The sequence below is a fragment of the Pseudoalteromonas sp. SG43-4 genome (assembly GCF_014164325.1).
GTDB classification, from domain to species: Bacteria; Pseudomonadota; Gammaproteobacteria; order Enterobacterales; family Alteromonadaceae; genus Pseudoalteromonas; species Pseudoalteromonas distincta.
In genome coordinates this window covers 107,517-130,186 of sequence record NZ_JACJFB010000007.1, presented here as the reverse complement: position 1 = coordinate 130,186, position 22,670 = coordinate 107,517, and the positions used below count along the sequence as shown (strand labels likewise).

The 22,670-nt window shown below is 39.5% G+C and carries 21 protein-coding genes; 10 read left to right on the top strand and 11 right to left on the bottom strand.

Annotation, left to right across the window (positions count from 1 at the left end):
- Window positions 1–19: 19 nt before the first annotated feature.
- From H5160_RS09060 to H5160_RS09050, 3 genes are all read right to left on the bottom strand, one after another.
- Window positions 20–520 carry an RDD family protein gene (locus H5160_RS09060; RefSeq protein ID WP_002962012.1) on the bottom strand — a complete coding sequence of 167 codons (501 nt, stop codon included), beginning with the start codon at window positions 518–520 and terminating at the stop codon, window positions 20–22.
- Window positions 521–690: 170 nt separating this feature from the next.
- The gene (locus H5160_RS09055) at window positions 691–1,455 is read right to left on the bottom strand and encodes a DUF6515 family protein (protein WP_182711848.1); all 765 of its coding nucleotides are present in this window, start codon (window positions 1,453–1,455) and stop codon (window positions 691–693) included.
- A gap of 245 nt (window positions 1,456–1,700) precedes the next feature.
- Window positions 1,701–2,840 carry an alkene reductase gene (locus H5160_RS09050; protein WP_024597086.1) on the bottom strand — a complete coding sequence of 380 codons (1,140 nt, stop codon included), beginning with the start codon at window positions 2,838–2,840 and terminating at the stop codon, window positions 1,701–1,703.
- Window positions 2,841–2,920: 80 nt separating this feature from the next.
- Between H5160_RS09050 and H5160_RS09045 the strand changes: the two genes are divergently transcribed.
- From H5160_RS09045 to H5160_RS09020, 6 genes are all read left to right on the top strand, one after another.
- Window positions 2,921–3,838, top strand: coding sequence for a LysR family transcriptional regulator (locus H5160_RS09045; RefSeq protein ID WP_197142277.1), 918 nt, complete (start codon window positions 2,921–2,923; stop codon window positions 3,836–3,838).
- A 133-nt stretch (window positions 3,839–3,971) separates the two neighbouring features.
- Window positions 3,972–5,333 (top strand): TolC family protein, encoded by a 1,362-nt coding sequence (locus tag H5160_RS09040; protein WP_182737278.1) that lies wholly within the window; start codon window positions 3,972–3,974, stop codon window positions 5,331–5,333.
- Window positions 5,330–6,475: an efflux RND transporter periplasmic adaptor subunit gene (locus tag H5160_RS09035; protein ID WP_182737276.1), complete on the top strand. Its 1,146-nt coding sequence runs from the start codon at window positions 5,330–5,332 to the stop codon at window positions 6,473–6,475. The genes H5160_RS09040 and H5160_RS09035 overlap by 4 nt, the downstream gene beginning before the upstream one ends.
- Window positions 6,475–9,663 carry an efflux RND transporter permease subunit gene (locus H5160_RS09030; RefSeq protein WP_182737275.1) on the top strand — a complete coding sequence of 1,063 codons (3,189 nt, stop codon included), beginning with the start codon at window positions 6,475–6,477 and terminating at the stop codon, window positions 9,661–9,663. The genes H5160_RS09035 and H5160_RS09030 overlap by 1 nt, the downstream gene beginning before the upstream one ends.
- Window positions 9,663–10,346: a response regulator transcription factor gene (locus H5160_RS09025; RefSeq protein ID WP_182737274.1), complete on the top strand. Its 684-nt coding sequence runs from the start codon at window positions 9,663–9,665 to the stop codon at window positions 10,344–10,346. Before H5160_RS09030 ends, H5160_RS09025 begins: the two co-directional genes overlap by 1 nt.
- Window positions 10,343–11,635, top strand: coding sequence for a HAMP domain-containing sensor histidine kinase (locus tag H5160_RS09020; protein WP_182737273.1), 1,293 nt, complete (start codon window positions 10,343–10,345; stop codon window positions 11,633–11,635). Before H5160_RS09025 ends, H5160_RS09020 begins: the two co-directional genes overlap by 4 nt.
- Before the next feature lie 383 nt (window positions 11,636–12,018).
- Here H5160_RS09020 and H5160_RS09015 read toward each other — a convergent pair whose 3' ends face one another.
- A complete protein-coding gene (locus tag H5160_RS09015) occupies window positions 12,019–12,876 on the bottom strand; it encodes an MBL fold metallo-hydrolase (RefSeq protein ID WP_182737272.1) in 858 nt (285 codons plus the stop codon).
- Between the two features lie 193 nt (window positions 12,877–13,069).
- Window positions 13,070–14,953 carry a propionyl-CoA synthetase gene (locus H5160_RS09010; RefSeq protein WP_182737271.1) on the bottom strand — a complete coding sequence of 628 codons (1,884 nt, stop codon included), beginning with the start codon at window positions 14,951–14,953 and terminating at the stop codon, window positions 13,070–13,072.
- 186 nt (window positions 14,954–15,139) lie between these two features.
- On the opposite strand from H5160_RS09010, the gene H5160_RS09005 reads away from it, so the two are divergent.
- Window positions 15,140–15,541, top strand: coding sequence for an NUDIX hydrolase (locus H5160_RS09005; protein WP_024589726.1), 402 nt, complete (start codon window positions 15,140–15,142; stop codon window positions 15,539–15,541).
- Here H5160_RS09005 and H5160_RS09000 read toward each other — a convergent pair whose 3' ends face one another.
- From H5160_RS09000 to H5160_RS08975, 6 genes are all read right to left on the bottom strand, one after another.
- Window positions 15,542–16,639 (bottom strand): polysaccharide lyase family 7 protein, encoded by a 1,098-nt coding sequence (locus H5160_RS09000; RefSeq protein WP_182737270.1) that lies wholly within the window; start codon window positions 16,637–16,639, stop codon window positions 15,542–15,544. It abuts the gene before it with no gap.
- 252 nt (window positions 16,640–16,891) lie between these two features.
- Window positions 16,892–17,656: an ABC transporter substrate-binding protein gene (locus tag H5160_RS08995; RefSeq protein ID WP_182737269.1), complete on the bottom strand. Its 765-nt coding sequence runs from the start codon at window positions 17,654–17,656 to the stop codon at window positions 16,892–16,894.
- Window positions 17,657–17,862: 206 nt separating this feature from the next.
- Window positions 17,863–19,701, bottom strand: coding sequence for a DUF4105 domain-containing protein (locus tag H5160_RS08990; protein WP_182737268.1), 1,839 nt, complete (start codon window positions 19,699–19,701; stop codon window positions 17,863–17,865).
- Between the two features lie 79 nt (window positions 19,702–19,780).
- The gene (locus H5160_RS08985; RefSeq protein WP_002962856.1) at window positions 19,781–20,263 is read right to left on the bottom strand and encodes a DUF3015 domain-containing protein; all 483 of its coding nucleotides are present in this window, start codon (window positions 20,261–20,263) and stop codon (window positions 19,781–19,783) included.
- 170 nt (window positions 20,264–20,433) lie between these two features.
- Window positions 20,434–20,823 (bottom strand): hypothetical protein, encoded by a 390-nt coding sequence (locus H5160_RS08980; RefSeq protein WP_182737267.1) that lies wholly within the window; start codon window positions 20,821–20,823, stop codon window positions 20,434–20,436.
- Complete coding sequence (locus H5160_RS08975) at window positions 20,820–21,125, bottom strand: hypothetical protein (RefSeq protein ID WP_002962854.1); 306 nt, start codon at window positions 21,123–21,125, stop codon at window positions 20,820–20,822. The genes H5160_RS08980 and H5160_RS08975 overlap by 4 nt, the downstream gene beginning before the upstream one ends.
- 273 nt (window positions 21,126–21,398) lie before the next feature.
- Between H5160_RS08975 and H5160_RS08970 the strand changes: the two genes are divergently transcribed.
- The 3 genes from H5160_RS08970 to H5160_RS20400 all read left to right on the top strand — a co-directional run bounded on the left by H5160_RS08970 (window position 21,399) and on the right by H5160_RS20400 (window position 22,670).
- Window positions 21,399–21,818 carry a VOC family protein gene (locus tag H5160_RS08970; RefSeq protein WP_010554617.1) on the top strand — a complete coding sequence of 140 codons (420 nt, stop codon included), beginning with the start codon at window positions 21,399–21,401 and terminating at the stop codon, window positions 21,816–21,818.
- Window positions 21,819–22,255: 437 nt separating this feature from the next.
- The gene (locus H5160_RS20405) at window positions 22,256–22,453 is read left to right on the top strand and encodes a hypothetical protein (RefSeq protein WP_259416951.1); all 198 of its coding nucleotides are present in this window, start codon (window positions 22,256–22,258) and stop codon (window positions 22,451–22,453) included.
- Between the two features lie 58 nt (window positions 22,454–22,511).
- Complete coding sequence (locus H5160_RS20400; protein WP_240915877.1) at window positions 22,512–22,670, top strand: hypothetical protein; 159 nt, start codon at window positions 22,512–22,514, stop codon at window positions 22,668–22,670.

Here is a 22,670-nt window from a genome sequence, read left to right as displayed (position 1 = left end):
CAGTTTTGGAAAGCAGGTATTAATCAAGCTCACTATAAATACGTCTGTTTTCTTCTTTAGTAAGCGCAATAACTTCTGTTTTAGAGATGTAGTCTTGTAGTGCTTTTTTGTTTTTAAAATCGACTAACACCACCAAATTACCTAAACCGAGTAAAGCGCTAACGCTGCGGATAATTGATTGCGGCCAGCTAATTAAATTACCTTCAAGAGTTTGTACTTTTAAACGCCATGCACGCATGCCAATGGTTTGCCCGCTTTTAGTCCAAAAGTAGCCAAAAAATACTAAGCTAACAATAATTAAAAGAGCGGTACGAATACCCGAAAGAAGATTTGAATTTTGAATAAATGCAGATACATCCTCTGCGCCATTTAAACTAATTACATCGAGAGAAATAAGCCCCTGTACTGCAAATAAATACAGCACTACAGTTAACATCGCAAACGCAATAATGGCTAACGTATCGTAGACCAACGACGCAAAACGGCGCCAAAAACCAGCACGTGGAAACTCACCCGACATAAATACACTCTCACTATTAATATGCGAGCTAGTTTAACAAAAAAGCTTACAAATACTAAGACATGTTAATGTTTAGAGAGAATTGATTTTATTGCTGTAAATTACTACCTACGAAGGGGAATGAAAAAGACCCTACTATTTACAGTAAGGCCTTTTAATTTATAGCGAGTTTAACCTAGCTTAATGGCAAGGTATTTTATGTCGTCACCACTTATTTGCGGTAAAAAATAAATATCGCCGTATTTAAAATACTGCTGTGAGTTAATTATTACGGCCTGTGCTGTCTGAGGCAATGAATCGTAAGTTTGGCCCAAGCTATAGTCATTCACATTACCCACTTTTACTGCCTGATTAAGGCGAGTTGATGGCTCATCAACAACCGTATAACCATCATTATCCGCAATGTAGTACACATTTTGATAAGTGTAGTAAGTCGTATTATGGTGTTTAAAATGCCTGTAATTTCTTGGTAGCGTATTTATACGCAGGCCTCTAGGTGGTTTAACAACATGGTAGCCTCTTTTAGCTTTACGGTAATAAAGGCCGTCGTTAAACGTAAACGAAATACCATTAAATCTGATTGATGCGCTATTGCGTGGTAAATGGTTTATAAATCGATTTTTTCTGTAAGTGACTGAATTGTGATGGCTTGTTAAGTAGTTATATTTTCGCTGGTTGTAGCGGTGTAGTTCACGCTTTTCCTGTTTGTACTTAGCAAGCTTACGTTTTTCTTGCTTACGGTCTTCTCGTTTTTCTTTTTTATGCTCAATACGCTGCTTTTTTTCATGGCGGCGTTCATCGCGTTTATATTCAACACGTTTGTCGTGATCGCGTTTAAAGCTTTTATCATTCTCTCGCTCGTTTTGTGCTCCAAGCGCAGAGCCTGATACTGCGCCAATGGCGAGCAGGGCAGGTAGTAAAAAAGTAAGTTTCATAGTATTGCCTCGTTTATGTTTTTACATAACTGGGTTCAATACTAGCGGCTCAAACTGAATGTTAACTGACATACAACAGCAAACGGAGTTATGCTTACAGCTTTTTACATTTTACTGACGGTTCTTGACATAATCTCTAGTTTTTGACGATTATAGGAACGTTTTAATATACCAAAGTGATTAGTCGTGTCATAAAAAATGGCTATTAAATTAGTAATTAAGCCTTCCTTGGCTTTGCTGGTTAATTACTTTTGATAAAAAGGATAATCGCTATAACCTACTTCAGTACCGCCATACATAGTGGCTGCATCAGCTTCGTTAAACGTCCAATTATTTGCTATACGCTCTGGTAAATCAGGGTTAGCTATAAATGGGCGACCAAATGCAAATAAGTCACCGTAACCTTCACCTAAAATACGCACTGCTTTTTCTACTGTGTATTTACCTGCATAAATAATGCGCCCTGAAAATTCAGCTCGGACTGCTTTATAAAATTCTTGTGGTAAATCGGGAGCGTTATCCCAATCAGCTTCCGCAATCGATAAGTAAGCAATACCTGCTTGCTCAAGCACTTTAACGGCCTGGATATAAGTGTGATGAGGGTTTGATTCAACAAGTCCTAAATACACTCGTGTTTCATCTGTGCTTTCAAATAAAGGAGCAAAGCGAACACCTAAACGATCAGAGCCTACAACGTCACTTACCGCTTCAACTATCTCTTTTAAAAAGCGCAGGCGATTACTAAGCGTTCCACCGTATTGATCGTCACGGTTATTAGTATGCTCAGAAATAAACTGATTAACTAAATACCCGTTAGCACAATGAAGCTCCACACCATCAAAGCCAGCTTCTAAAGCATTGCGTGCAGCTTGAGCGTACATGTTTACCAGTTCACCAACCTCAGTAGTACTTAATGCACGAGGCTCACTTGGGTCAGCCAATGCGCCTTCACCAGGTGCGGTTTCAATAAATACTTTTACATTGTCAGCAATAATATCTGAAGGGCCAACCGGTTTACCTGAATTTGGTTGTAGTGTGGCGTGCGATACGCGCCCTACATGCCAAAGCTGAGCAAAAATAACGCCGCCTTTAGCGTGTACTGCATGTGTTACTTTTTTCCAGCCTTCAATTTGTGCTTGCGAGTGAATACCTGGGGTCCAAGCGTAACCTTGCCCACGAGGTTCTATTTGTGTGCCTTCGGTAACCATAAAACCAGCCGATGCACGCTGCGAGTAATACTCAGCCATTAATTCATTAGGAATATTGCCAGGCTGAGTGCTGCGAGAGCGAGTAAGAGGAGGCATCACAATACGGTTTTTAAGTGTAAAAGGGCCAAGCTCAATTGATGAGAATAAAGGAGCGGTATTAACTAAATCTGATTTCATTTTAAATTCTCTTATAAAGCAAACAAAGGCTTAAATAGTGGTTAAGCAACATTGGCAGCATAGAGATTTAAGGATACAATTTGAAACAACACTTTTTTGTACAGCATACAATTATGAATGGTATTAGTCGGCTTGATATAAAACAGTTAAGAGTACTCAGTAGCTTATTAGAACTGCAAAATCTTTCGCAAGTAGCCAAAAAAATGGGGTTAACGCAACAAGCTATTAGTGAGCAACTACGAAAGCTACGAGACTTATTTGACGATCGCTTGTTTATTCGCCAAGGTAATAACATGGTTGCTACTCCTAAAGCGCAAGGACTCAAGACGCCTGTTAATCATATTTTAAAGCAATTAGAGTCGTTACTAGAGCCCGAGCAGTTTAGCCCGCAAACTTATAAAGGTGTGTTTACCATAAGCGCAACCGACTACGCCACGCAGGCTTTATTGCCACAATTATTTAATATTACCCGCCGCGAAGCGCCAGGTTTAAAGCTGATTGTGCGCGACTTTGCATCAGATAACGTTAATCAACTTATAACGGCAGGCGAGCTTGATTTGCTGATAAGCTTTCCAGAATTTATACCCGACAACCTTTCTTATATCACTTTGTTTGAAGAACAGCATTTGTGTATTACCGGTATAGGTAACACGACTTACACTGAACCTTTGAGTTTGGCGCAATTTGCAAAGCATCCACAGCTAGTGGTGTCGCCATCTCGTGCAAATTTGCGCGGATCGCACGATCAGTGGTTTGAAAGCCAAGGGCTAAAACGTAATATTGTAATGTCGGTGCCGAGCTTTTCAGCGGTGCCCGACATTTTACATACAACCGATATGCTCGCGTTTTACCCATCAAGATTATTACCAAACAGCAAAGTTAAACAGCTAAAAATAGAAGCTCTGCCTCCTACATTTAAAGTAATAGCCGCATGGCATCCGCGTACTAATAACAGCCCAATTCATAAATGGTTGATAGAGCAATTACAAAACTTATAACGATATAAAACATCTAAAGTGACTACTTTTTACTGTTAAATTAGCAACCCAATATTTAGATTAAATCATTTAACCCCTCCTTAACCCTCGACCTAATAAGCTATGTGTAATAGTACGAATTAGGCATAGTTAAATGGTTTATTTTAAAAAGCACTCAACCGGTTTTTTACTTGCACTTAGTTGCACACTTGCTGCATGTAGTAGTCAGCCAAGCTATCAAGGTAATAGTACTGAGCAGTTGCTAAAACAACATACAAACTGGCAGTACACGCAAAGTAACGCACAGCAAGTAAATTACATTACCGATTTGGTGAATATAGAAGGGCTTGATTCGCTTATTGAGCAAGCTGTTACTAATAACCCATCGTTTAATCAAGTGCATGTTGCATTAAAACTAGCTTATGCGCAGCGTGATGTAACTGCTGCAAGTCAGTGGTTTAGTGTAGATGCAGGATTTGACGCGCAGCGCAGTAAAACCGAAGGCACGCAATACAGCTCATCAGTAGGTATAAGTTGGGAAGCCGATATATGGCAAAAAATTGCTGACAACGTAGCCGCGCAAGATATGACTATTGCCAGTAATCAAGCTACTTATCAAGGCGCTAAAGACACCTTAGTAGCCAGCGTGATACGCACGTATTTAAACATTATTTTGCAGCAAAATTTGCTCGATATAGAGCAGCAACGTTTAGTTGTTTTACAAAATAATGAGCAAAGTATTGTAGAGCGCTACCAATATGGGTTAGGTGATTTAGAAGCGCTTGATACCGCCCGTACTAGCACGGCATCTACCCGCGCGACCATTGCCGATTACAAAGAACAAATAGCAAAAGCAAAGCGTGCTTTAATGCTAATTGTAGGCACTGATAAACTTCAAAACCTGCCAAGTACATTAACTCTACCAAGCGTTATTGAGCCATTAAGTACCTTACCAGAGCAAGATTTAGCGCGCCGACCTGACTTACAAAGTGCCTATTACAACATTCAGGCAAAGCATTACTTGGTTGATGTATCGTACAAAGAGCTACTACCGAGTATTTCGCTTTCGGCATCACTGAGTGATTTAGCAAGCACGCCAAGCCAAGCATTATTAACTAGCCCAGTGTGGAGTTTATTAGGCAGTTTAAGTGCCCCTTTATTTGAAGGTGGAGCACTGCGTGCGCAAGTTGATATTGCAAAATTAAATGCCGAGCAAGCGTTTTGGCAGTACCAAGATACGCTGCTAAGTGCGGTAAACGAAGTTGAAAATGCACTCGGGCAGGAGCAATCATTAACCGAGCAGCAACTGCAAATTAGCAATGCACTTGCTAGCGCTAAACGCAGCTTTAGTAACTATCAAAGTAAGTATCAACAAGGTTTGGTTGATATTTTAGATTTGCTAACAGTGCAACAAAAAGTATACGACCTGCAAGCCCAGCTTAGCCAAATAAACTACACCCTTTTAACTAACCGCATAGATTTAGGCCTCGCTTTGGGCCTTGGAGTATCGTCATGAAAATTTCGCCAACACCGGTTGTTGTAACGCTTGTTGCTATTGTTTGTATAGGGCTTGCTATTATGTATAACGGTCAAAAAATGGCTGAAAAAGCAAATAGTCCACAACCTGCCGCTATTAAAGCTATTGCCCCAAATGTATCGGTAATTAATGCAGCTCCGAGCACTTATCAGGCTTATGTTAGCGGCCACGGTGAAGCTAAAGCGCATTGGTCACTTAGCTTAAAAGCACAAGTTAAAGGCGAAGTAACCAGTATGAGCGAGCAATTTGCGACCGGTAACTTAATAACTAAAGGGCAGGTGTTTGCACAAATTGATGACACCGAATACTTACAAGCTCTAGCTAGCGCAAAAGCAACATTGGCTGATGCAAAACTAGCACTGCAAGAAGAACAAGATTTAGGTAATCAAGCAAAACGTGAATGGGATCGCTCAGGCGTTACGCAAGCGCCAAGCTCGCCGCTTGTATTTAGAACGCTGCAGTTAGAAGCCGCGCAAGCTACGCTCGATAAAGCACAATATGCACTTAAAACCGCACAGCGTGATGTAAATAACACCCAGTTAAGTGCACCATTTGACGCTGTTATTTTATCGCGCGATATAGATTTAGGTACTTATGTGAGTATTGGCGATACGCTTGCCACGCTAAACAGCACTGACAAAGTAGAAATAACGGTGCCGCTTTCATTAAGTCAGTGGCAAAACCTAGCAAATAATAAATCAGGCGATGTTATTTTAAGTGATGTAACCACTAATACTAAATGGAACGGTTATATTGCACGTTTTGAGCAACACCTTGATGACAGCTCGCGCCAACGCAGCGTAATTGTTGCCTTAGATAAACCGTTTGAGCAAATAACGCCGTTACTGCCTGGTACATTTTTAGCGGTAGAAATTGCCGGTAAGCAGTTAAGTAACGTAATAAAACTGCCTGCTTCGGCGGTATCTCAAGATGGCTTAATTTGGTACGTAAATGATCAAAATAGCTTAGTAAGCACACACGCTAATAAAGTATTTGAGCGTGGGGATTACGTATATATTACGCCAGTAGATGGTGCTAAAAATCTAAAAGTGGTGGCGCGCCCACTTGTTAGTTACTTAAACGACATGAAAGTAAATCCAATAGTTGAGGAGATACAATAATGAGCCCTCATCAACCACCTCAATTACCCAGCAATAATAACCCGCTGCACGGTATTATTAATTGGTTTGCAAATAACTCTGTTGCCGCTAACTTATTGTTAGTTAGTGTGATTGTAATGGGTATTATGTCGCTTACGACTTTACGTAAAGAGGCTTTTCCGAGTTTAGAGCCAGATACTATTTCGGTATCGGTGGTTTACGACAGTGGCGATGCATTGCAAGCCGAAGAAGGAATAGCGTTAAAAATAGAAGAAGCGCTCGAAACCGTATCGGGTATTAAACGTATTACCTCTACATCCGATGCTAGCGGCAGCCATGTAAGCATTGAAAAAAGTACTGATTACTCACTCGATGAGTTACTTGTTGACGTTAAAAACCAAGTTGACGCTATTAATAACTTTCCGGCAGATGCTGAGCAACCTGTTATTGATAAAGCCCGTAGGCAAGATCATGCATTAACGCTGCAACTTTTTGGGGATGCAGATCGCCATACATTACAAAACCTGGGTGAAAAACTTAAAGCCGATTTATTAGCGCAATCAGGCATTAGCGACGTAGAGCAATCGGGTGTGCTCGACCCGATGATGTCCATAGAAATCGACGAAGGTAAATTACAAGCGTATGGCTTAACTATTAGTGATGTAAGTGAGGTCATTAATAATGAGTCATCAAGCCCGCTTTCGACTAGTTTGCGCGATAGCAGTAAAATTATACGCTTAAAAGCCGCCGACCAAGCTTACTGGCAGCGCGACTTTGCCAATATTGTATTGTTAACAACCGCATCAGGCACACAAATTAAGTTAGGCGATGTAGCCACAGTTACCGACTCATTTGCCGAAGATAGCAACTCATTAAGCCGTTATAACCAACAAAATGCCGTAGGCGTTGAAATTTTAATGGGCGATAACAGCGATATAACTACCATTGTTAAGCAAGCTAATAGCGTAATAGATAAATGGCACGAAAGCGGTTTATTACCCCAAAATGTAGAGCTTGAAAGCTGGCACGACAAAAGCACCATGATCACCGAGCGTTTATCGCTACTTACTAAAAATGCGGTGACCGGTATTATTATGGTGTTTGTAATACTTGCCATATTTTTAAACGTACGCGTAGCGCTGTGGGTTGCTGGTGGCTTGCCGTTTGTATTTTTTGGTACGCTTTATTTTATGACCGATGGCTACACCGCACTAACCATAAACGAAATGACTACCTTTGGCTTTATTATGGCGCTGGGCATAGTGGTAGACGATGCCGTTGTTGTAGGCGAGAGTATTTACACCACACGTAAAAAGCATGGCGATACATTAAATAATACAGTTTTAGGTACCATGAAGGTTGCTGTGCCAACAATATTTGGGGTGTTAACCACGGTGGCTGCGTTTGTAGCGCTTTCGAATGTGTCGGGCAACTTAGGTAAAATTTATTCTCAATTTGCCACTGTAGTGACCATTTGTTTACTGCTTTCAGTTGTTGAATCAAAACTTATTTTACCCTCGCATTTAGCCCACATTAGTACTAAACGCCAAGTTAAAAAAGGCTTAGCAGGTCTGTGGTCAAAAATACAACATGGTGCTGATAGCGGCTTAAGCTGGTTTAGTAAAAACATTTACTGCAAGGTTATTGAATTTTCACTGCGCTTTAGATACGCCGTAGTGGCTGCGTTTATCGCCTTTTTTATATTAGTTATTGGCATGCCGATGACAGGCACAGTTAAAGTTGGTTTTTTCCCAAGTATTGCAGGCGATACCGTAACAGCCGATTTGGTTATGCAAAACGACGCTGCTTATGGGCAAACAAATACAAATTTACTAACGCTTGAGCAAAGTGCATTACAAGCTGAGCAAAACTTAATGACTAAGTTGAGCTCTGACAAAAGCGAAATAACCAGCCTACAAGTCTTTAGTAGCAGCGACACCAGCGGTGAAGTAAGCGTTGAGCTATTAAACGAAGGCGCTTTTACAGCAAGCGAATTTGCTCAAGAATGGCAGCGCGTAGCAGGTAGCCTTGAGGGCAGTAAAAAATTACAAATATTAGCCACGCGTAAAATGGTTGATAACTTTAAAGTTGAGCTTAAAGCGTGGGACGACGAAACCGTAATGGCGGCGGGCGCATTATTTAAGGAGCGCTTACAAAATACCGCAGGCGTTAACGGAATAGACGACAACTTAAACCCAGGTCAGCCACAACTTAAATTTACCCTAAATGCACAAGGGCGCGCGCTTGGCATGGATACAGCTAGTTTATCAAAGCAAGTACTGCAAGCCTTTGGTGGTGCAGTTGTACAGCGCTACCAACGTAATAAAGACGAAGTTAAAGTACGTGTACGCTACCCAGAAGATGCTCGTAAAACACCTGCCGATATAATGCAGTCGCGTATTCGCCTGCCTGATGGCACCGTTGTCCCTTTAGTTAACGTAGCCACAGTAAGCAGTGAATATCAGCAAGATGAAATAACCCGCATTGATGGACTTCGTGCAATTTATTTAAGCGCCCAAGTAGATAAAAACGTGATTGCTCCAAACGAGTTAGTTGCTAACTTAAAGCGCGACTTAATTCCAGAGTTAACACAGCAATTTCCTAACTTAAGTGTGTATTTTGCAGGAGAGGCAGAGCAACAAAGCGAAACCACCAGCTCAATGAGTACTATGTTTGTAGCAGCTTTATTAGTTATTTACGTGTTGCTGGCTATTCCGCTTAAATCGTACATTCAACCTATGTTGATTATGGTAGCAATTCCGTTTGGCATTGTGGGCGCTATTTTAGGACATTGGTGGAACGACTTAACCATTAGTATATTGTCATTAAATGGTATTTTGGCGCTCAGTGGGGTAGTTGTAAACGACAGCTTATTACTTGTTTCACGCTTTAACGAACTAGTAAAAGAAGAGGGCATGAGCACGCACGATGCCATAGTTGAGTCGTGTACGAGCCGATTACGTGCGGTATTACTTACCTCAATTACGACGTACGCAGGCTTAGTGCCGCTACTTAGCGAAACCTCAATGCAGGCACAGTTTTTAATTCCTGCTGCGGCATCACTTGGCTACGGTATTTTGTTTGCCACGGTTATTACCTTAATACTTATACCGGCATTATTGATGATTCAAACCGATGCTAAACGCGGTATTGATGCTGTGCTAATATCGCTAGGTGCTAAAAATAAAACGCAGGAAGTAGCCTCTTAATGATAAACGTACTACTGGTTGAAGACGACATAGATTTGGCAACCACCATTGTTGATTATCTCGAAATTGAGTCAATAGAGTGTGACCATGCAAGCAATGGCGTAATGGGTTTAAATTTAATAGAACGTAATCAATATCAAATGATTATATTAGATGTAAACATGCCCAAAATGGACGGTTTAACCATGTGTAAAACATTGCGTGAGCGAGGCATTGATATACCCGTATTAATGCTAACAGCGCGCGATAGCCTCGACAATAAACTTGAGGGGTTTGCAGCCGGTAGTGACGACTATTTAGTAAAACCATTTGCCATGAAAGAGCTAGTAGCGCGGGTTCAAGTATTAGCAAAGCGTAAAAGTGGTGAGGTAAAGCGACTTACGTTTGCTAACTTAACACTTAATTTAACCGCGCATACAGCAACAGTGGCAGCGTACAGTTTAAAGTTATCACCCATTACTTTTAAGTTATTAGAAGTGCTTGTTAGGGAACAACAAAAGCCGGTAACCCGACAAGTAATTATGCAAGCAATATGGGGCGACGATCAACCAGATAGTAATAGCTTAAAAGTGCATATTCATCATTTGCGTAAACAGCTAGAGCAAGCGCATTGCCAAGCCGTACTAGAAACAATACCCAGTGTAGGGTTTAGGCTAAAATTAAAAAATGAGACACAAGCATGAAAATTAGACCCAGCCTGAGGTTGTATTTTTTTGCGACCATGGTGCTTTTAAGTTCATTAATGGCAATTGGCTTTTCGTTTTTAAGTGTTAATTATTTTATTGATGGCTTAGATCGAGGGTTAAATGGCGTAATGCATGCGCTTTCGCAATCTACTGAGGTTAAAAACGGTGAACCTGCAGAAATGATTGGCTTTAAAATAGCGAGTCGCTGGGAAGACATGCCAAACGAAATACAGCAACGCTTTACAAAGCCTACAGAGATTGGCGTACTACAAAAAAGCAAAGTAAAACCATCGTTTTTTTCAATGCCGGAAGACCTCTATTTTGTAGCGTATTTTCAAAACCCTGCAGGGGAGCCACGTTACGTATCACGCATTATGCTTGAAAAAGAGCGTCTTGAAAAACAAAGCTCACCCGATAAACCTATAAAAAAGTTGGTATGGATAGCGTTAACGGGGGTTACGGCAATTGCTTTATTTACCTTCTTTTTGTTTATGGTAATGAAAAAAATAGCCAAGCCAGTTGAATCGCTACGTGGTTGGGCTAAGTCGTTAAATCAAAAGAACTTACAAAACACGCCACCCGAGTTTACCTATAACGAACTAAATACCTTGGCAACGCTAATTCGCAGTAGCTTGCTTTCTGCTCACGACAGCCTTGAGCGAGAACAGCGCTTTTTAAGTTATGCGAGCCACGAGTTACGTACGCCAATTTCGGTTATTCGCAGCAACGTTGAGTTACTTAACCGTTTAAGCGAAAAAGCGCCTTTAAGCGATAAACAACACCTTACACTGCAGCGAATAGAGCGCGCCGGTTTAACCATGAGCGATTTAACCGAGACGCTATTGTGGCTTAGCAGAAATGACGACCAGCAAAGTGCACCAGAGCCTGTAAACCTAGCCGACAAAATAACGACTTTGGGTAACGAACTTGATTATTTACTCAATTCAAAACAAGTTGACGTACATATAAATACCGATAACCAAAGTACAACTATTAATACCGAAGCCACCGCATGCCACATTGTGCTTACTAACTTAATACGTAATGCGTATCAGCATACGCAACAAGGGCAAGTGAAAATTACTCAGCAGGGCAGCCGTGTGATTATAGTAAATAGCAGCGCAAAAACTGATACACCACACGCGACTAATAACACAAGCAAGCCTGCCAATATTGGCTACGGTTTAGGATTAGAGTTAAGCGAAAAAATAATAAAACGACACGGTTGGGTATACGAAGTAAACGACATGCCTGGGCGTTATGAAGTGGTGGTTGATTTTAGTTAATACGCTTTTTTAATACTGAACCTGAACTCTGGTTAAGAGATTTACTAACATATTGAATCATAGTGATATTTAAATTTATTTTCTCTAGCTAGAGATTTTCAGTGAAAACAAGGCGAATTTACGCGTCAATAGCTGGTCTATTGCAAGTAGATTCAACGCGGTTAGCGCTGAAAATAGCTGCTTGAGATAGATTTATTATCCAGAGTTTAGGTTACTTAGATTTAAAATGTAAAACCGCGCTAGGACATTGTAAAGGTGACTTATATGGCTTTTGACGTCTATTTAACTAATTAATAAGTACATTGGTACTGCGTTAAATACGCCAATACCAATGCTTACAATATTGAGTTTAGAGCTCAGAGCTTAGTCCACTGAGTTCAAACTTATAAATCGCTGCGCCAACCCATACCAGACTCTTCCATTAAACGCTCGTACACGCCTTCTATGTTAAGTGGTAACCATGCATCAAACTGTTTAAAGTCACTAAATTGGTCTAATTTTACATTTTGTTTAATTTCGTCAAGCGTATTACCGGCTAAAACGCCTGCGGTTACTTGGCTATACAAAAGCTCTAAATAACTTAAGTAACGCGCTACATCTGCTTTACTGCCAATATCGGCATGTCCGCCTACAAAAGTATTAAAGTCATATTTGAGTACCGCTTGAGTTGAGTTAATCATGCCTTGAATATCGTAACTCCACAGTTTTTGCCACGGCATTCTGCCAATAACAATCCAATCAACCACAAACAAGGTTTTTTGCTTTTCGAATAATATACTAACCGAACCACGACCATCGTTTGGACCATGGTAGTTAAGCTTTACTGTTGAATCACCAAGGGTAAGTAGTAGCTCGTTATCAAAAGTAAGGCTGGGCATTACCGTTTTCATTTGTGTGTTTTTAATATCTTGCGCGGCGAGTTTATGCGCCACAAAAGTGGTGTGCGGGCTTTTGAATACTTCGGCGCCGTAAATATGATCGCTGTGATTATGGCTATAAATTACATACTTTACCGGTACGTTATAGCGAGTTTTAATTTGCTCGTTTAACCAGATGGCGGCTTTTTTGTTAAGCGGGTCGGTAACAATTGCGCCCTCAGGAGTGATTAAAAATACTGAGCGGTGTCTGTCGTCTATAAAGCGGTGTAAGCCATCTCCTAAGTCTTCTATTTCATAGGCTTGTGTGGCAAAGCCTATAAACAATAGGGCTGTGGTTAATAGTTTTTGTAGCAAGCGGGGCATACACCATTCCTTTTAAAATTGATTAAATTAATAACGCTATTAAAAGAAGAAAGCATAAAGCTGTAAAAAATTTCAGTTATTGGTTAAATTAAAACTTAAAACTAAGCCTAAACCTAAACTTAAGTCAAAGGATCAAATATAAGGATGAAATAAAAAGCCATTATAAAAATGGCTTTAGATAGGTTGGTTGGGTTTATCTTTGTGTTAGTTGTTGGTTTATTTCTTCAAAGATACTGACATCATCTATGGTTGAAGGTATTTGTAGCTCTTCGCCATCAACCAGTTGACGCAAATTTTTACGCAGTATTTTACCCGAGCGTGTTTTGGGCAACCTATCTACGCTAACTATATTTTTAAGGCACGCAATAGCGCCAATCTGATTACGAACACTTAAAACAAGCGCTTGTTCTACGTCGGTACTTGAGCCCATAAAATCATTTTTAAGCACGATCATTCCCATAGGAAGTTGCCCCTTTAGAGGATCGCTCACACCAAAAACAGCGCATTCAGCAACAGCAGGGTGCGCGGCTACTATCTCTTCCATTTCGCCGGTAGAAAGCCTATGGCCTGCTACATTTATAACGTCGTCGGTTCTGCCCATAATAAATAGGTAGCCGTCTTCATCAATATAACCACCATCGCCAGATAAATAATAACCTTCGTATTCATTTAGGTAGCTTGCTTTAAAGCGCGTGGTATCTTGCCAAATAGTTGGTAGGCAACCTGGTGGAAGTGGCAGTTTAATTACCACGGCGCCTTGCTCGTTAGCTGCGCATTCATTGCCATCCATATCTAATATTCGCACGTCAAAACCTGGAGTAGGGACGGTAGAACTACCAGGTTTTGTTGCTAAGTACTCAAGCCCTACAGGGTTACAAGCAATAGCCCAGCCGGTTTCGGTTTGCCACCAATGATCGAGCACTGGCAGTTTGGTTTTTTCTTTAAGCCACTCGTAAGTGGGAGGATCTAACCGCTCGCCTGCTAAAAACAAACGTTTTAAGCTAGAGGTATCGTATTGATTAAAACCATCGGCATTTGGGTCTTCTTTTTTAATCGCTCTAAATGCAGTGGGGGCACTAAATAATGCATTTACTTTATATTCTTCAACCACGCGCCAAAATGCACTGGCGTCGGGTGTTTTAACCGGTTTACCTTCATATAATACGGTCGTGCAGCGATACATTAGCGGCGCGTAAACTATATAAGAGTGCCCAACTACCCAGCCAATGTCAGACGCTGCCCAAAATACGTCGCCGGGCTTCATACCATAAACGGTTTCCATGCTGTATTGCATTGCCACTGCGTGACCACCATTTTCGCGCACTACGCCTTTGGGTGTGCCTGTCGTGCCTGAGGTATATAAAATATAAAGCGGATCATCTCCATTTACAGGCACCGGATCTGCGCTTGCAGCCGTTTGCATTGCCTGAGTCCAATCTATGTCTCGTTTAGGCTTAAGAGTGGCGGTTACTTGTGGACGCTGATAAATAACGCAGTGTTCTACTTTGTGCGTAGCTAAGTCTATTGCGTTATCAATAAGTGGTTTGTATTCAATAACGCTGTTTACTTCAACACCGCATGAGGCGCTAAGTATAAGTTTGGGCTTGGCATCATCAATGCGTACAGCTAATTCGTGTGCAGCAAACCCACCAAATACCACCGAATGAATAGCACCAAGACGAGCGCACGCCAACATACCAATAACAGCTTGTGGGATCATTGGCATATAAATAACAACGCGGTCGCCTTTTGTAACACCTAACGATTGTATTACGCCTGCAAATCTAGAAACTTCTTGTTGTAGTTGTGAGTAGCTATAAGTTTGCTTTGTATTAGTGACTGGGGAGTCGTAAATAAGTGCAGTTTGCTCGCCAAATCCGGAAATAACGTGTTGGTCTAGCGCTAAAAAACTGGTGTTTAATTGCCCGTCGCTAAACCAATGGTAAAGCCCGTCGTCGTCTTGTGTGTATGCTTTTGTGGGGGTTTTGTACCATGGAATATTTTTACTTTGTTCGAGCCAAAATTGGGCTGGGTTTTGCTTAAAGGCATTATATTGCTGTTTATATTCGCCTGACATGTAAGGCTCCTAAAGCTAAATTTGTGTGTGAGAGACCTTACAAAATGTAGGCTTTTTTTAGCAAGCAAGCTATTCGACCTTGGTCGGTTAAAAGTTAATCAATACACTGGTTTTAAAAATACAAAATTGACAACACAAAGCGTGTGGTTCAGCATGGCGGGCAGTAAAAATAAGAGAAAACACGATATGAGTAACGTAGTAAGAGTAGGGGTTGCAGTTATCATAAAGCATCAAAACACAATTTTACTAGGTGAGCGCATTGGCGCGCATGGTGCTAATACATGGGCAACACCTGGTGGACATTTAGAGTTTGGTGAAAGTGTTGAGCAATGTGCAATACGAGAAGTGTTTGAAGAAACAGGTTTAAAGGTAAGTAAAATTACTAAGCTTGATTTTACCAATGATATTTTTACAGCAGAGAACAAGCACTATATTACGCTGTATGTAAAAGCTGATTTTGAAGGCGGAGAGCCTGAGCTTAAAGAGCCTAATAAATGTTTAAAGTGGCGCTGGTGCGATATTAATAATCTACCAACGCCACTGTTTACATCACTAAAAAATTACTTATCTGAGGCTGTACTAGCCTAGTTATTTTGTTGGCGGTGTCGCTGGGCTTAACGCAAGTTTACTAAAGCTTACTTGAGCGTAATCGCCATTTTGTTTATCTGTAGACCAATCGCCAGTACCTAAACAACCTGGGTACCAAATACCTTTAGCGCTCTTAGTGCTACATTGGTTATAAGCGCCGGCTTTAAAGTAATGCCAATCTGCAGCGTAACCATGTGGATGGTCTTTTTCGTCCACTTTGCCATAAGCATCTACGTTATTACCTAAGTTAATAGAGTAGTTAACGTCTTCTTTGCCTTGTGCACTAAATGTAAGGTGCATAACATTTTTATACACATTGACCGTGTAGCTAAATTCTTCACCTAGTGCAATACCGGCACTGCCAGGCTCATTAGGGTTTTCCCATGTATTACCCCAAACTGGGTAAGTAATGTCTTTACGGTCAGGATTGGTTTTAGGTAAGTTACGTTCGTAGTTCCAAAAAACTGAGCCTGTTTTATGCCCTGGCCATTTTTTGTAATATATTTTAAGTGGCTCATTGCCCCAGCCATAACCAAGCTTGGTATCAATAAGTGCCTGATCTTTACCTGCGTGAATTTGCCCTACAACAACCGAGTAAGCCGCTTTTTTATCAGGATCAGTTGCACGTAGCGCAACGTGATCTACTTTTAACGTTGCTTCCATTTTTCCACCAACAGAGCCAAATCGGTCAGATAGCGGGTGAACAGCTAAAGCAAAGTTGTTTTTAGAGTGTTTAGTTTTAATTTTAGTATTTGATCCACGGATCATTTGTCTAAGTTCACTACGGGTATTAGTAGAGTTAGCACTTGTAAGCGCTTTATTAGGCGAGGTAAATACCATGTAGCCTTTATCATCAAGATAGAAAAAATCAGGGTGTGCGTAAGTCTGAATTTCTTCTACATCTATTTCATCAATTTTACCGTCGTTGTTTAAATCAACTGGTACATTTATTTTCCAGTGTGATAAATCAAACTTTGTTGCAGGTACCGGCGCATCGCTTTGCTGATTAGTGCTTTGGGTACTTGAACAAGCCGTAAAAAGTAGAGGTGTGATAACGGCTAAAGCCGTAAGTTTAAATGTGGATGTATTTTTTATCATTATTGTCTCTGTGTGATGAAGTAAAAATTGCGCGGTACAGGCGTCGCTTAACCTCAATCTAACATACCAATTTAAAAATTAAAACTTACCAATTTGTAGTTTTTTATAATTAATTGTTATTTTAATGATGGTGTTTTGGTTAACCAATAGGGCTGGTTAACGTTATTATGTTATTTGAAATTGTTAAATAGAGGTGTTTATCATCATATTTGGTAGCGCTTGATGTTTGCTAATATACTTATTTAAATAGGTTTAATTTATAGAAGGAGGAAGAGGGAGTTGCCACTTTTTTAAGATGGCTTGGTATTCGCCACTTACTTTTATAGTTTTTAATGCCTGCGAGATTAAGTTTGCTGTTTTATCGTCAAGCCGGTTATTAGCAGCAAAATAGAGTATTGAAGGAAAATCAGCTAAATGAAGTCGTTTAGTTATTAAGTCTGGGTCGAGCCCTGACATTTTTAGTTCATTATCTAAGGTGAGTGTATTCATAAGGACAAAGTCAGTTCTACCCTTATAAAGCATTTGCCATGCCTGCTGATAATAACTAGCTAGTATTAAATTTTTATCTTCTTCAAACCCCATTCTTATTAAATATTTGGCACTCAAATATCCACGAATAGTGCCTACTTTATAAAATTTTGCATGATTTAAATGAGTTACTTCGTCTTTGTGGCTTTTTAAACTAACTAGGTAGGCATCAGTAAAATATACCGCTCCTAACCATTTAAACTGACTTTGCCTAGCGGGAGTTTTTAATAAAGAGAGCATAATTGTGTTTGGATTAGCTGCTAGTTGATGAAAGGCTCGTGCCATTGGCATTATTTCAAATTTAGCTTGTAGTTTTGCTTCTTTTAAAACAGCCTTAGCAATATCAACGGAAGCTCCGTCAGCTTCACCGCTTTTGTTTTTAAAATGGTAAGGATGTAAATCTTCGGCAATAAAAGTAAGAGAGCTTACTGCCCCTACATTACTGCAAAAAATAAAAACGAAAATGAAAACTACAACACGCAGATACATAAGAGAATCTTTCTAACTACAATACTTTGAGTTTAAAGGGTCTTGTCTGAAATATATACTCAAATGTATAAAATAAGTAAATGAATAGGTATGTAGAGAGTCTATTGCATAATTAAAGAAGTGAAAATTGAACGTGTATTGAGTAAAGTTTTATATACCCACAAGCACTGTAAAAATAATTAAGCGCTTGTGGGTATATGCAATGATTAAAAGTAGTATTGAATTGCAAATTTAGCCGATGTACTACTTGTATACCAATGTTGGTTTTTAAGCTCAGTACGTATAGATAAATTACGTGATAAGGAGTAATTCCACTTTATTGCAAAGTCACTGTGTTTATCTGCTTGGCCATCTATTAACCATGTTATGTTTGCTGTAAGAGCGAGTTTATGACTGTTATTTATTTGCCATATTGCACCAGCTTCACTACCAATGCCTGTTGTTAGGTTGTCTGTTATGTCACCATTATTAAATTCAACTTGGCCAAGTAAATAGCCGTGTAACGTGTTTGGGTTACCGATTGATTTTCCGTATCCACCTTTAGCAAACCAACGACCTTGTTGAATATTATTATTAGGCTGACGATCAAAGCCCATTTTAAAGTTCCAAGACCAGCTATCAAACACGCGGTTATCGGGTGCAAGTGACATAGCATCTAATAAATAAAAATGCTCAAGTCGCGTGTTACCCTTATCGCTTATGGCTCCTTCAATATCAAAAAAGCTAATTTGAGCACCAGGAATAAATCCAGCTGAGCTATCTAATAAATCATGGTATGCAAGGCGATACGCAAAGCTTGTTAAGTCACTTTGATGGGCGTACTCAGTTCTTCCAAGCGTTACTTTAGAAGATCCATGACCTTGCTCTGGAGAAGCAATAGGACGACTTGGCTTAGTAAATGGCGAAGCTACTTTATATTTGCTGCGCATTAGTAGTAGCTTAGTTAGTCGCGGTGCAATTTCTTCACGCTTTAATGCTTTATCGTAAAATTCAAAATTTAACCATTCATACGCCATTTCTAATATTGCGACTAATTGCGACTGTGAGTAATTACGAGTATTGAGGGAGCCACCTTGCATTAACTCTCTTGCATCATCAAGTTGTTCGTTAGTCATTTGAGTAGAGTAATGGTAAAGCTTAGTGCCAAAAGCAGGGCGGTAATTAGGAGTTTGTAGTAAGTTGTTATTTCTTAGTACTGCGACGGTATCTGATGGAATAGCTTGCATATTAAATGACGATGTTAAATCAAGGTCCTCTTGTGCGAGTTGTAATAATGCAAGTAATTGGTAGGAGCAGTTTTCATCAATAAAAAAGTAATCAAATGTAGCTGATTGTAGCTCCCATAAGTGCAATAAAATAAGCTCTACTTGTGGCTCAGATAAATTAAGTTTGTATTCCCAAATATCACGAGATTCTAAATCATTATATTCGCGTACTTTTTTATAGTACGGCATAAGCGAAAATTTACCAGGATAGCTGCCAATCAGGCCTTTTAGTGCGTACATAGCTGCATTGTCTGAGCCGTTTGGTTCTGCTGCAAAATTAACTGCGAATGCGAGCAACTCTTTATGGCGGGTCTGATCTTTTGCATCAATACGAAGTAAGGTGTGACCAAACATTGATGATGGGCTATTCATAAATGCAGTAGGAAAAACTAACGTAACCCCTTTTGGGTTGATTATTTTTTGCCACGCCTGAAGCTCTGGGCAATTAAGCGCGGGCCAGTTATTTTTAATTTTTGTTTTTAGCCATTTATAGCGTGCTGGAAACCGACAGCGAGATTGTGTTGTTTTTGGGTCAGTATATTTACCACTAAATGCGGCTATAGTGGCTTCAAGTTCGTCCAGTGGACTTGTTTTACCTATAGGAGATAAAAAAAACTCAGCACTATCTACTTCACTTTTCCAACCACCTAATGTGGCCCCACGGTAATGACCTAATTTGAGCCAGTAAGGGTCGGTTGCTAAGGTGTCATTTTTAAAACTTTGAGCGTTTACGTAAGTACTAAACAGCGCAATTGATAAAACAAAGAATATTTTTTTCATAATCACTAAACAATAAAAGCCGCTAGAGAAATACTCCAGCGGCTTTATTTATACGTATAAAACCGGCTAATTTAGCTGATTAAGAAAGAGTATAAGAAGCAAGTTGTGCGTTACTTGCAAGAACAGTGTTTAGGTTTTCTAAAACTGTTTGCGAAGTTACGTTTTCAGAAGTAAATACTGAAGAAAACTGTGCTTGAGCAAGCGCGTTGAATGCTGCTTTATCTTGATCTGCAACACCCCAAGCTTCAGCTAGAGTAGCTAAAGTTTCGCCTTCACCTTTTGACATATCACGAGCAAGTTGCTCCATGTTACCGTCGATGAATAAAGCAATTTTTTCTGAAGACGTTACTGTACCAGTACCATCACAACCTAAAGTACCAAAAGTGATACCAAAAGTTTGGTTACCAGAAGTACCGTTTGTTGTAGCGCCTAAAATTTTAACGCCTTTACCTTGCTGACCAGCAAATAACATAGAACCAAGACCACAACCAATATCTTGGTCAGCCATAGCATTTGAGAAAGGTAGTAAAGATAGTGCAGCTACTGCGATTAGTTTTTTCATTTTCATAAATCCATATATGATTGTCTTTATTTAGGGTAAATAAAGTTCGCGAAAGATTCTAACAGACTTGCAGAGAAAAAGAACAGCTTAAAACATGAATATTTTACACTCTAATTTCTCTACTATATTAAAGCGAATGCAGGGAGAAACTAGACCAGTTCAATAATTTTTTATTGAACTGGTGGTGGTTTTTTACTTCTTGGGGCACCTAACAAAATACAGGTATGGCAAATACATACAGATAAAAATGCACTAATACCTAGTGCACCACCGTAGCCGTCAAGTTTTGGTACAAGAAATTCAAATAATATTGAAAACAAAACAGATGAGCTTGCTACCGTATAAATACCAAAACGATGCGGGGCGCTCATGCCAATAAATGTACCGCCAAAAAATATAATCGCGTATAAATCGGGGTTTAAATCCAATGCGCTAAAAATTAAGTAAGCAATAATAGAAAGTGAAGAGGATGCTCTTATACCATCAAAGCGACTATGTTTAGCTAAGTAAAACGTTAAAAAAGCACCAAGCAGTACAAGTAATGGGTATTCAATACTCATAGTACGATTCCTTTAGCTAATACAAAAAGTGCCACGCTTGCAAAAGCGACACTGCCAAGTTTGCCACCAAAGCCTGTAAACATATTCATAGTAAGCACATACAAACTTGAGCCAATAAGCGAAATAATAGCAATTTCCCAGTAACTGGTAATTAAATGGGTTGAACACATACCGGCAAAACTACCAGCATAAATTGCAGCATAAGGATGGTTTTTATAACGCGCAGGAAAAGGAATAAAAGAGCCAATAAGCCCCGTTAGCGCGGCAGAAATTACTAAAGGCAGTGCAAAAGTAGTGTGCATAGCAAAGCAAGCTACAAAGCCTAAAAAGAAAGTAATGAATTTTAAAAGTAAGAATTTAATCATAGCGGCGCATTTTAAACTAATCCTTTTGCGCTTTCTAATACTCTCTAACAAATAAATGTTATAAGTAATTACACATTTAAAAAGCGTGTTTTTTAAACGATTCTTAGGTATTAAATATGCTTAATAGCGTTGCTGTTAATGTTCTATAAATCACAAATTATGTATAATGGCGATAATTTAATGTATTAAAGTGTTAACCAAGGGTTATTTATGTCTAACTGTTTGCATCTGGCTATTCCGGCTGGCGATTTAAAAGTGGCTAAAGCGTTTTATTGTGACGTACTAGGCTGTAAAACGGGTAATAGTGAAGAAGGTCGCTGGGTAGATATAGATTTTTGGGGCAATGAACTTACCTTACACCAAAGCGTTGAGCGCCTACCAACAGTTCGCCATGATGTTGATATGGGAGCCGTAGCAGTACCTCACTTTGGTATTCACTTATCTGAAGATGAATTTAACGGGTTAAAAACACGTATTGAAGATGCGGGTATTGAATACCTAGATAAACCATACCGCCGTTTTATTGGTGATGAGTTTGAGCAAGAAACGTTTTTTATTGAAGATCCAAATGGCAATGTGCTTGAAATGAAAACCATGGTAAACCCAGAGGTTTTGTTTAAAAAAGTATAAATGCTGTTGCTTAAGTTAAGCTAAAAAACCACTTCAATAAGTGGTTTTTTTATAACTATTAATCAGTGTTTTGATAAATTAGTTAATATTTACAGGTAAAAAAATTAGGCTACATACATGATTTTTATTCACTCTACAATATAAGTATAGACACCTAGACTTAATTTCAGCTCTCATATTTTATTGTTATTTATGCTGCTTAAACTCATAATTGCTCCTTTGCTTATTTTACTAATAACATTCGCCCAAAAACGCTTTGGTAGTTTTGTTAGCGGCATAATTCCTGGTTTGCCTATTACCTCTGGCCTATTTCTTATTTTATAGCATTAGAACAAGGTAAATTATTTGCAGCTAACTCAGCGGTGGCCTCTCTTTATAGTATGAGCGGTATAGGCTTATTTTGTTTTAGTTACTTGGTTGTTTCACGAAGATTTGGAATGCTTAAATCGCTTTTTACAGCGTTGAGTACTTGGTGCGTATTTAGCGTTATTACTTTATTTTTACCAATGAATATTATTGTGGCGAGTGTGGTTTCGCTTTGTATTTTACTCGGTTTAACTATTATCTCTACAAAGCTAAATATATCAGTTGATGCAAAACCATTAAATGCCCGCTGGGAGCTTTGGGTAAAATGATATTAGTGACGGGCTTTATCGTACTTGTTACGTTTATATCACAGCATATAGGGTCCGCGTGGAGCGGTTAATCTCTACCTTTCCGGTTATTTTAGCGGTAATGGGCAGTGTTGCCCATTTTATTGGCAAACAAGCCTCAACGTTATTTACTATTATTTTTAGCCACTATATAAACCGTAAGCAGTTTGCTAAGCCAGCTACGGTTTTAAATACTTAA

Bases quoted from the DNA above. Each gene is read 5' to 3' on its own strand.
- H5160_RS20405 (WP_259416951.1), top strand. From the start codon at position 22,256: ATGCTTAAATCGCTTTTTACAGCGTTGAGTACTTGGTGCGTATTTAGC.
- H5160_RS09050 (WP_024597086.1), bottom strand. From the start codon at position 2,840: ATGAAATCAGATTTAGTTAATACCGCTCCTTTATTCTCATCAATTGAG.
- H5160_RS08975 (WP_002962854.1), bottom strand. From the start codon at position 21,125: ATGCACACTACTTTTGCACTGCCTTTAGTAATTTCTGCCGCGCTAACG.
- H5160_RS08970 (WP_010554617.1), top strand. From the start codon at position 21,399: ATGTCTAACTGTTTGCATCTGGCTATTCCGGCTGGCGATTTAAAAGTG.
- H5160_RS09055 (WP_182711848.1), bottom strand. From the start codon at position 1,455: ATGAAACTTACTTTTTTACTACCTGCCCTGCTCGCCATTGGCGCAGTA.
- H5160_RS09025 (WP_182737274.1), top strand. From the start codon at position 9,663: ATGATAAACGTACTACTGGTTGAAGACGACATAGATTTGGCAACCACC.
- H5160_RS09015 (WP_182737272.1), bottom strand. From the start codon at position 12,876: ATGCCCCGCTTGCTACAAAAACTATTAACCACAGCCCTATTGTTTATA.
- H5160_RS08980 (WP_182737267.1), bottom strand. From the start codon at position 20,823: ATGAGTATTGAATACCCATTACTTGTACTGCTTGGTGCTTTTTTAACG.
- H5160_RS09030 (WP_182737275.1), top strand. From the start codon at position 6,475: ATGAGCCCTCATCAACCACCTCAATTACCCAGCAATAATAACCCGCTG.
- H5160_RS09010 (WP_182737271.1), bottom strand. From the start codon at position 14,953: ATGTCAGGCGAATATAAACAGCAATATAATGCCTTTAAGCAAAACCCA.
- H5160_RS08995 (WP_182737269.1), bottom strand. From the start codon at position 17,656: ATGTATCTGCGTGTTGTAGTTTTCATTTTCGTTTTTATTTTTTGCAGT.
- H5160_RS09040 (WP_182737278.1), top strand. From the start codon at position 3,972: ATGGTTTATTTTAAAAAGCACTCAACCGGTTTTTTACTTGCACTTAGT.
- H5160_RS08990 (WP_182737268.1), bottom strand. From the start codon at position 19,701: ATGAAAAAAATATTCTTTGTTTTATCAATTGCGCTGTTTAGTACTTAC.
- H5160_RS09005 (WP_024589726.1), top strand. From the start codon at position 15,140: ATGAGTAACGTAGTAAGAGTAGGGGTTGCAGTTATCATAAAGCATCAA.
- H5160_RS09035 (WP_182737276.1), top strand. From the start codon at position 5,330: ATGAAAATTTCGCCAACACCGGTTGTTGTAACGCTTGTTGCTATTGTT.
- H5160_RS09000 (WP_182737270.1), bottom strand. From the start codon at position 16,639: ATGATAAAAAATACATCCACATTTAAACTTACGGCTTTAGCCGTTATC.
- H5160_RS09020 (WP_182737273.1), top strand. From the start codon at position 10,343: ATGAAAATTAGACCCAGCCTGAGGTTGTATTTTTTTGCGACCATGGTG.
- H5160_RS09060 (WP_002962012.1), bottom strand. From the start codon at position 520: ATGTCGGGTGAGTTTCCACGTGCTGGTTTTTGGCGCCGTTTTGCGTCG.
- H5160_RS08985 (WP_002962856.1), bottom strand. From the start codon at position 20,263: ATGAAAAAACTAATCGCAGTAGCTGCACTATCTTTACTACCTTTCTCA.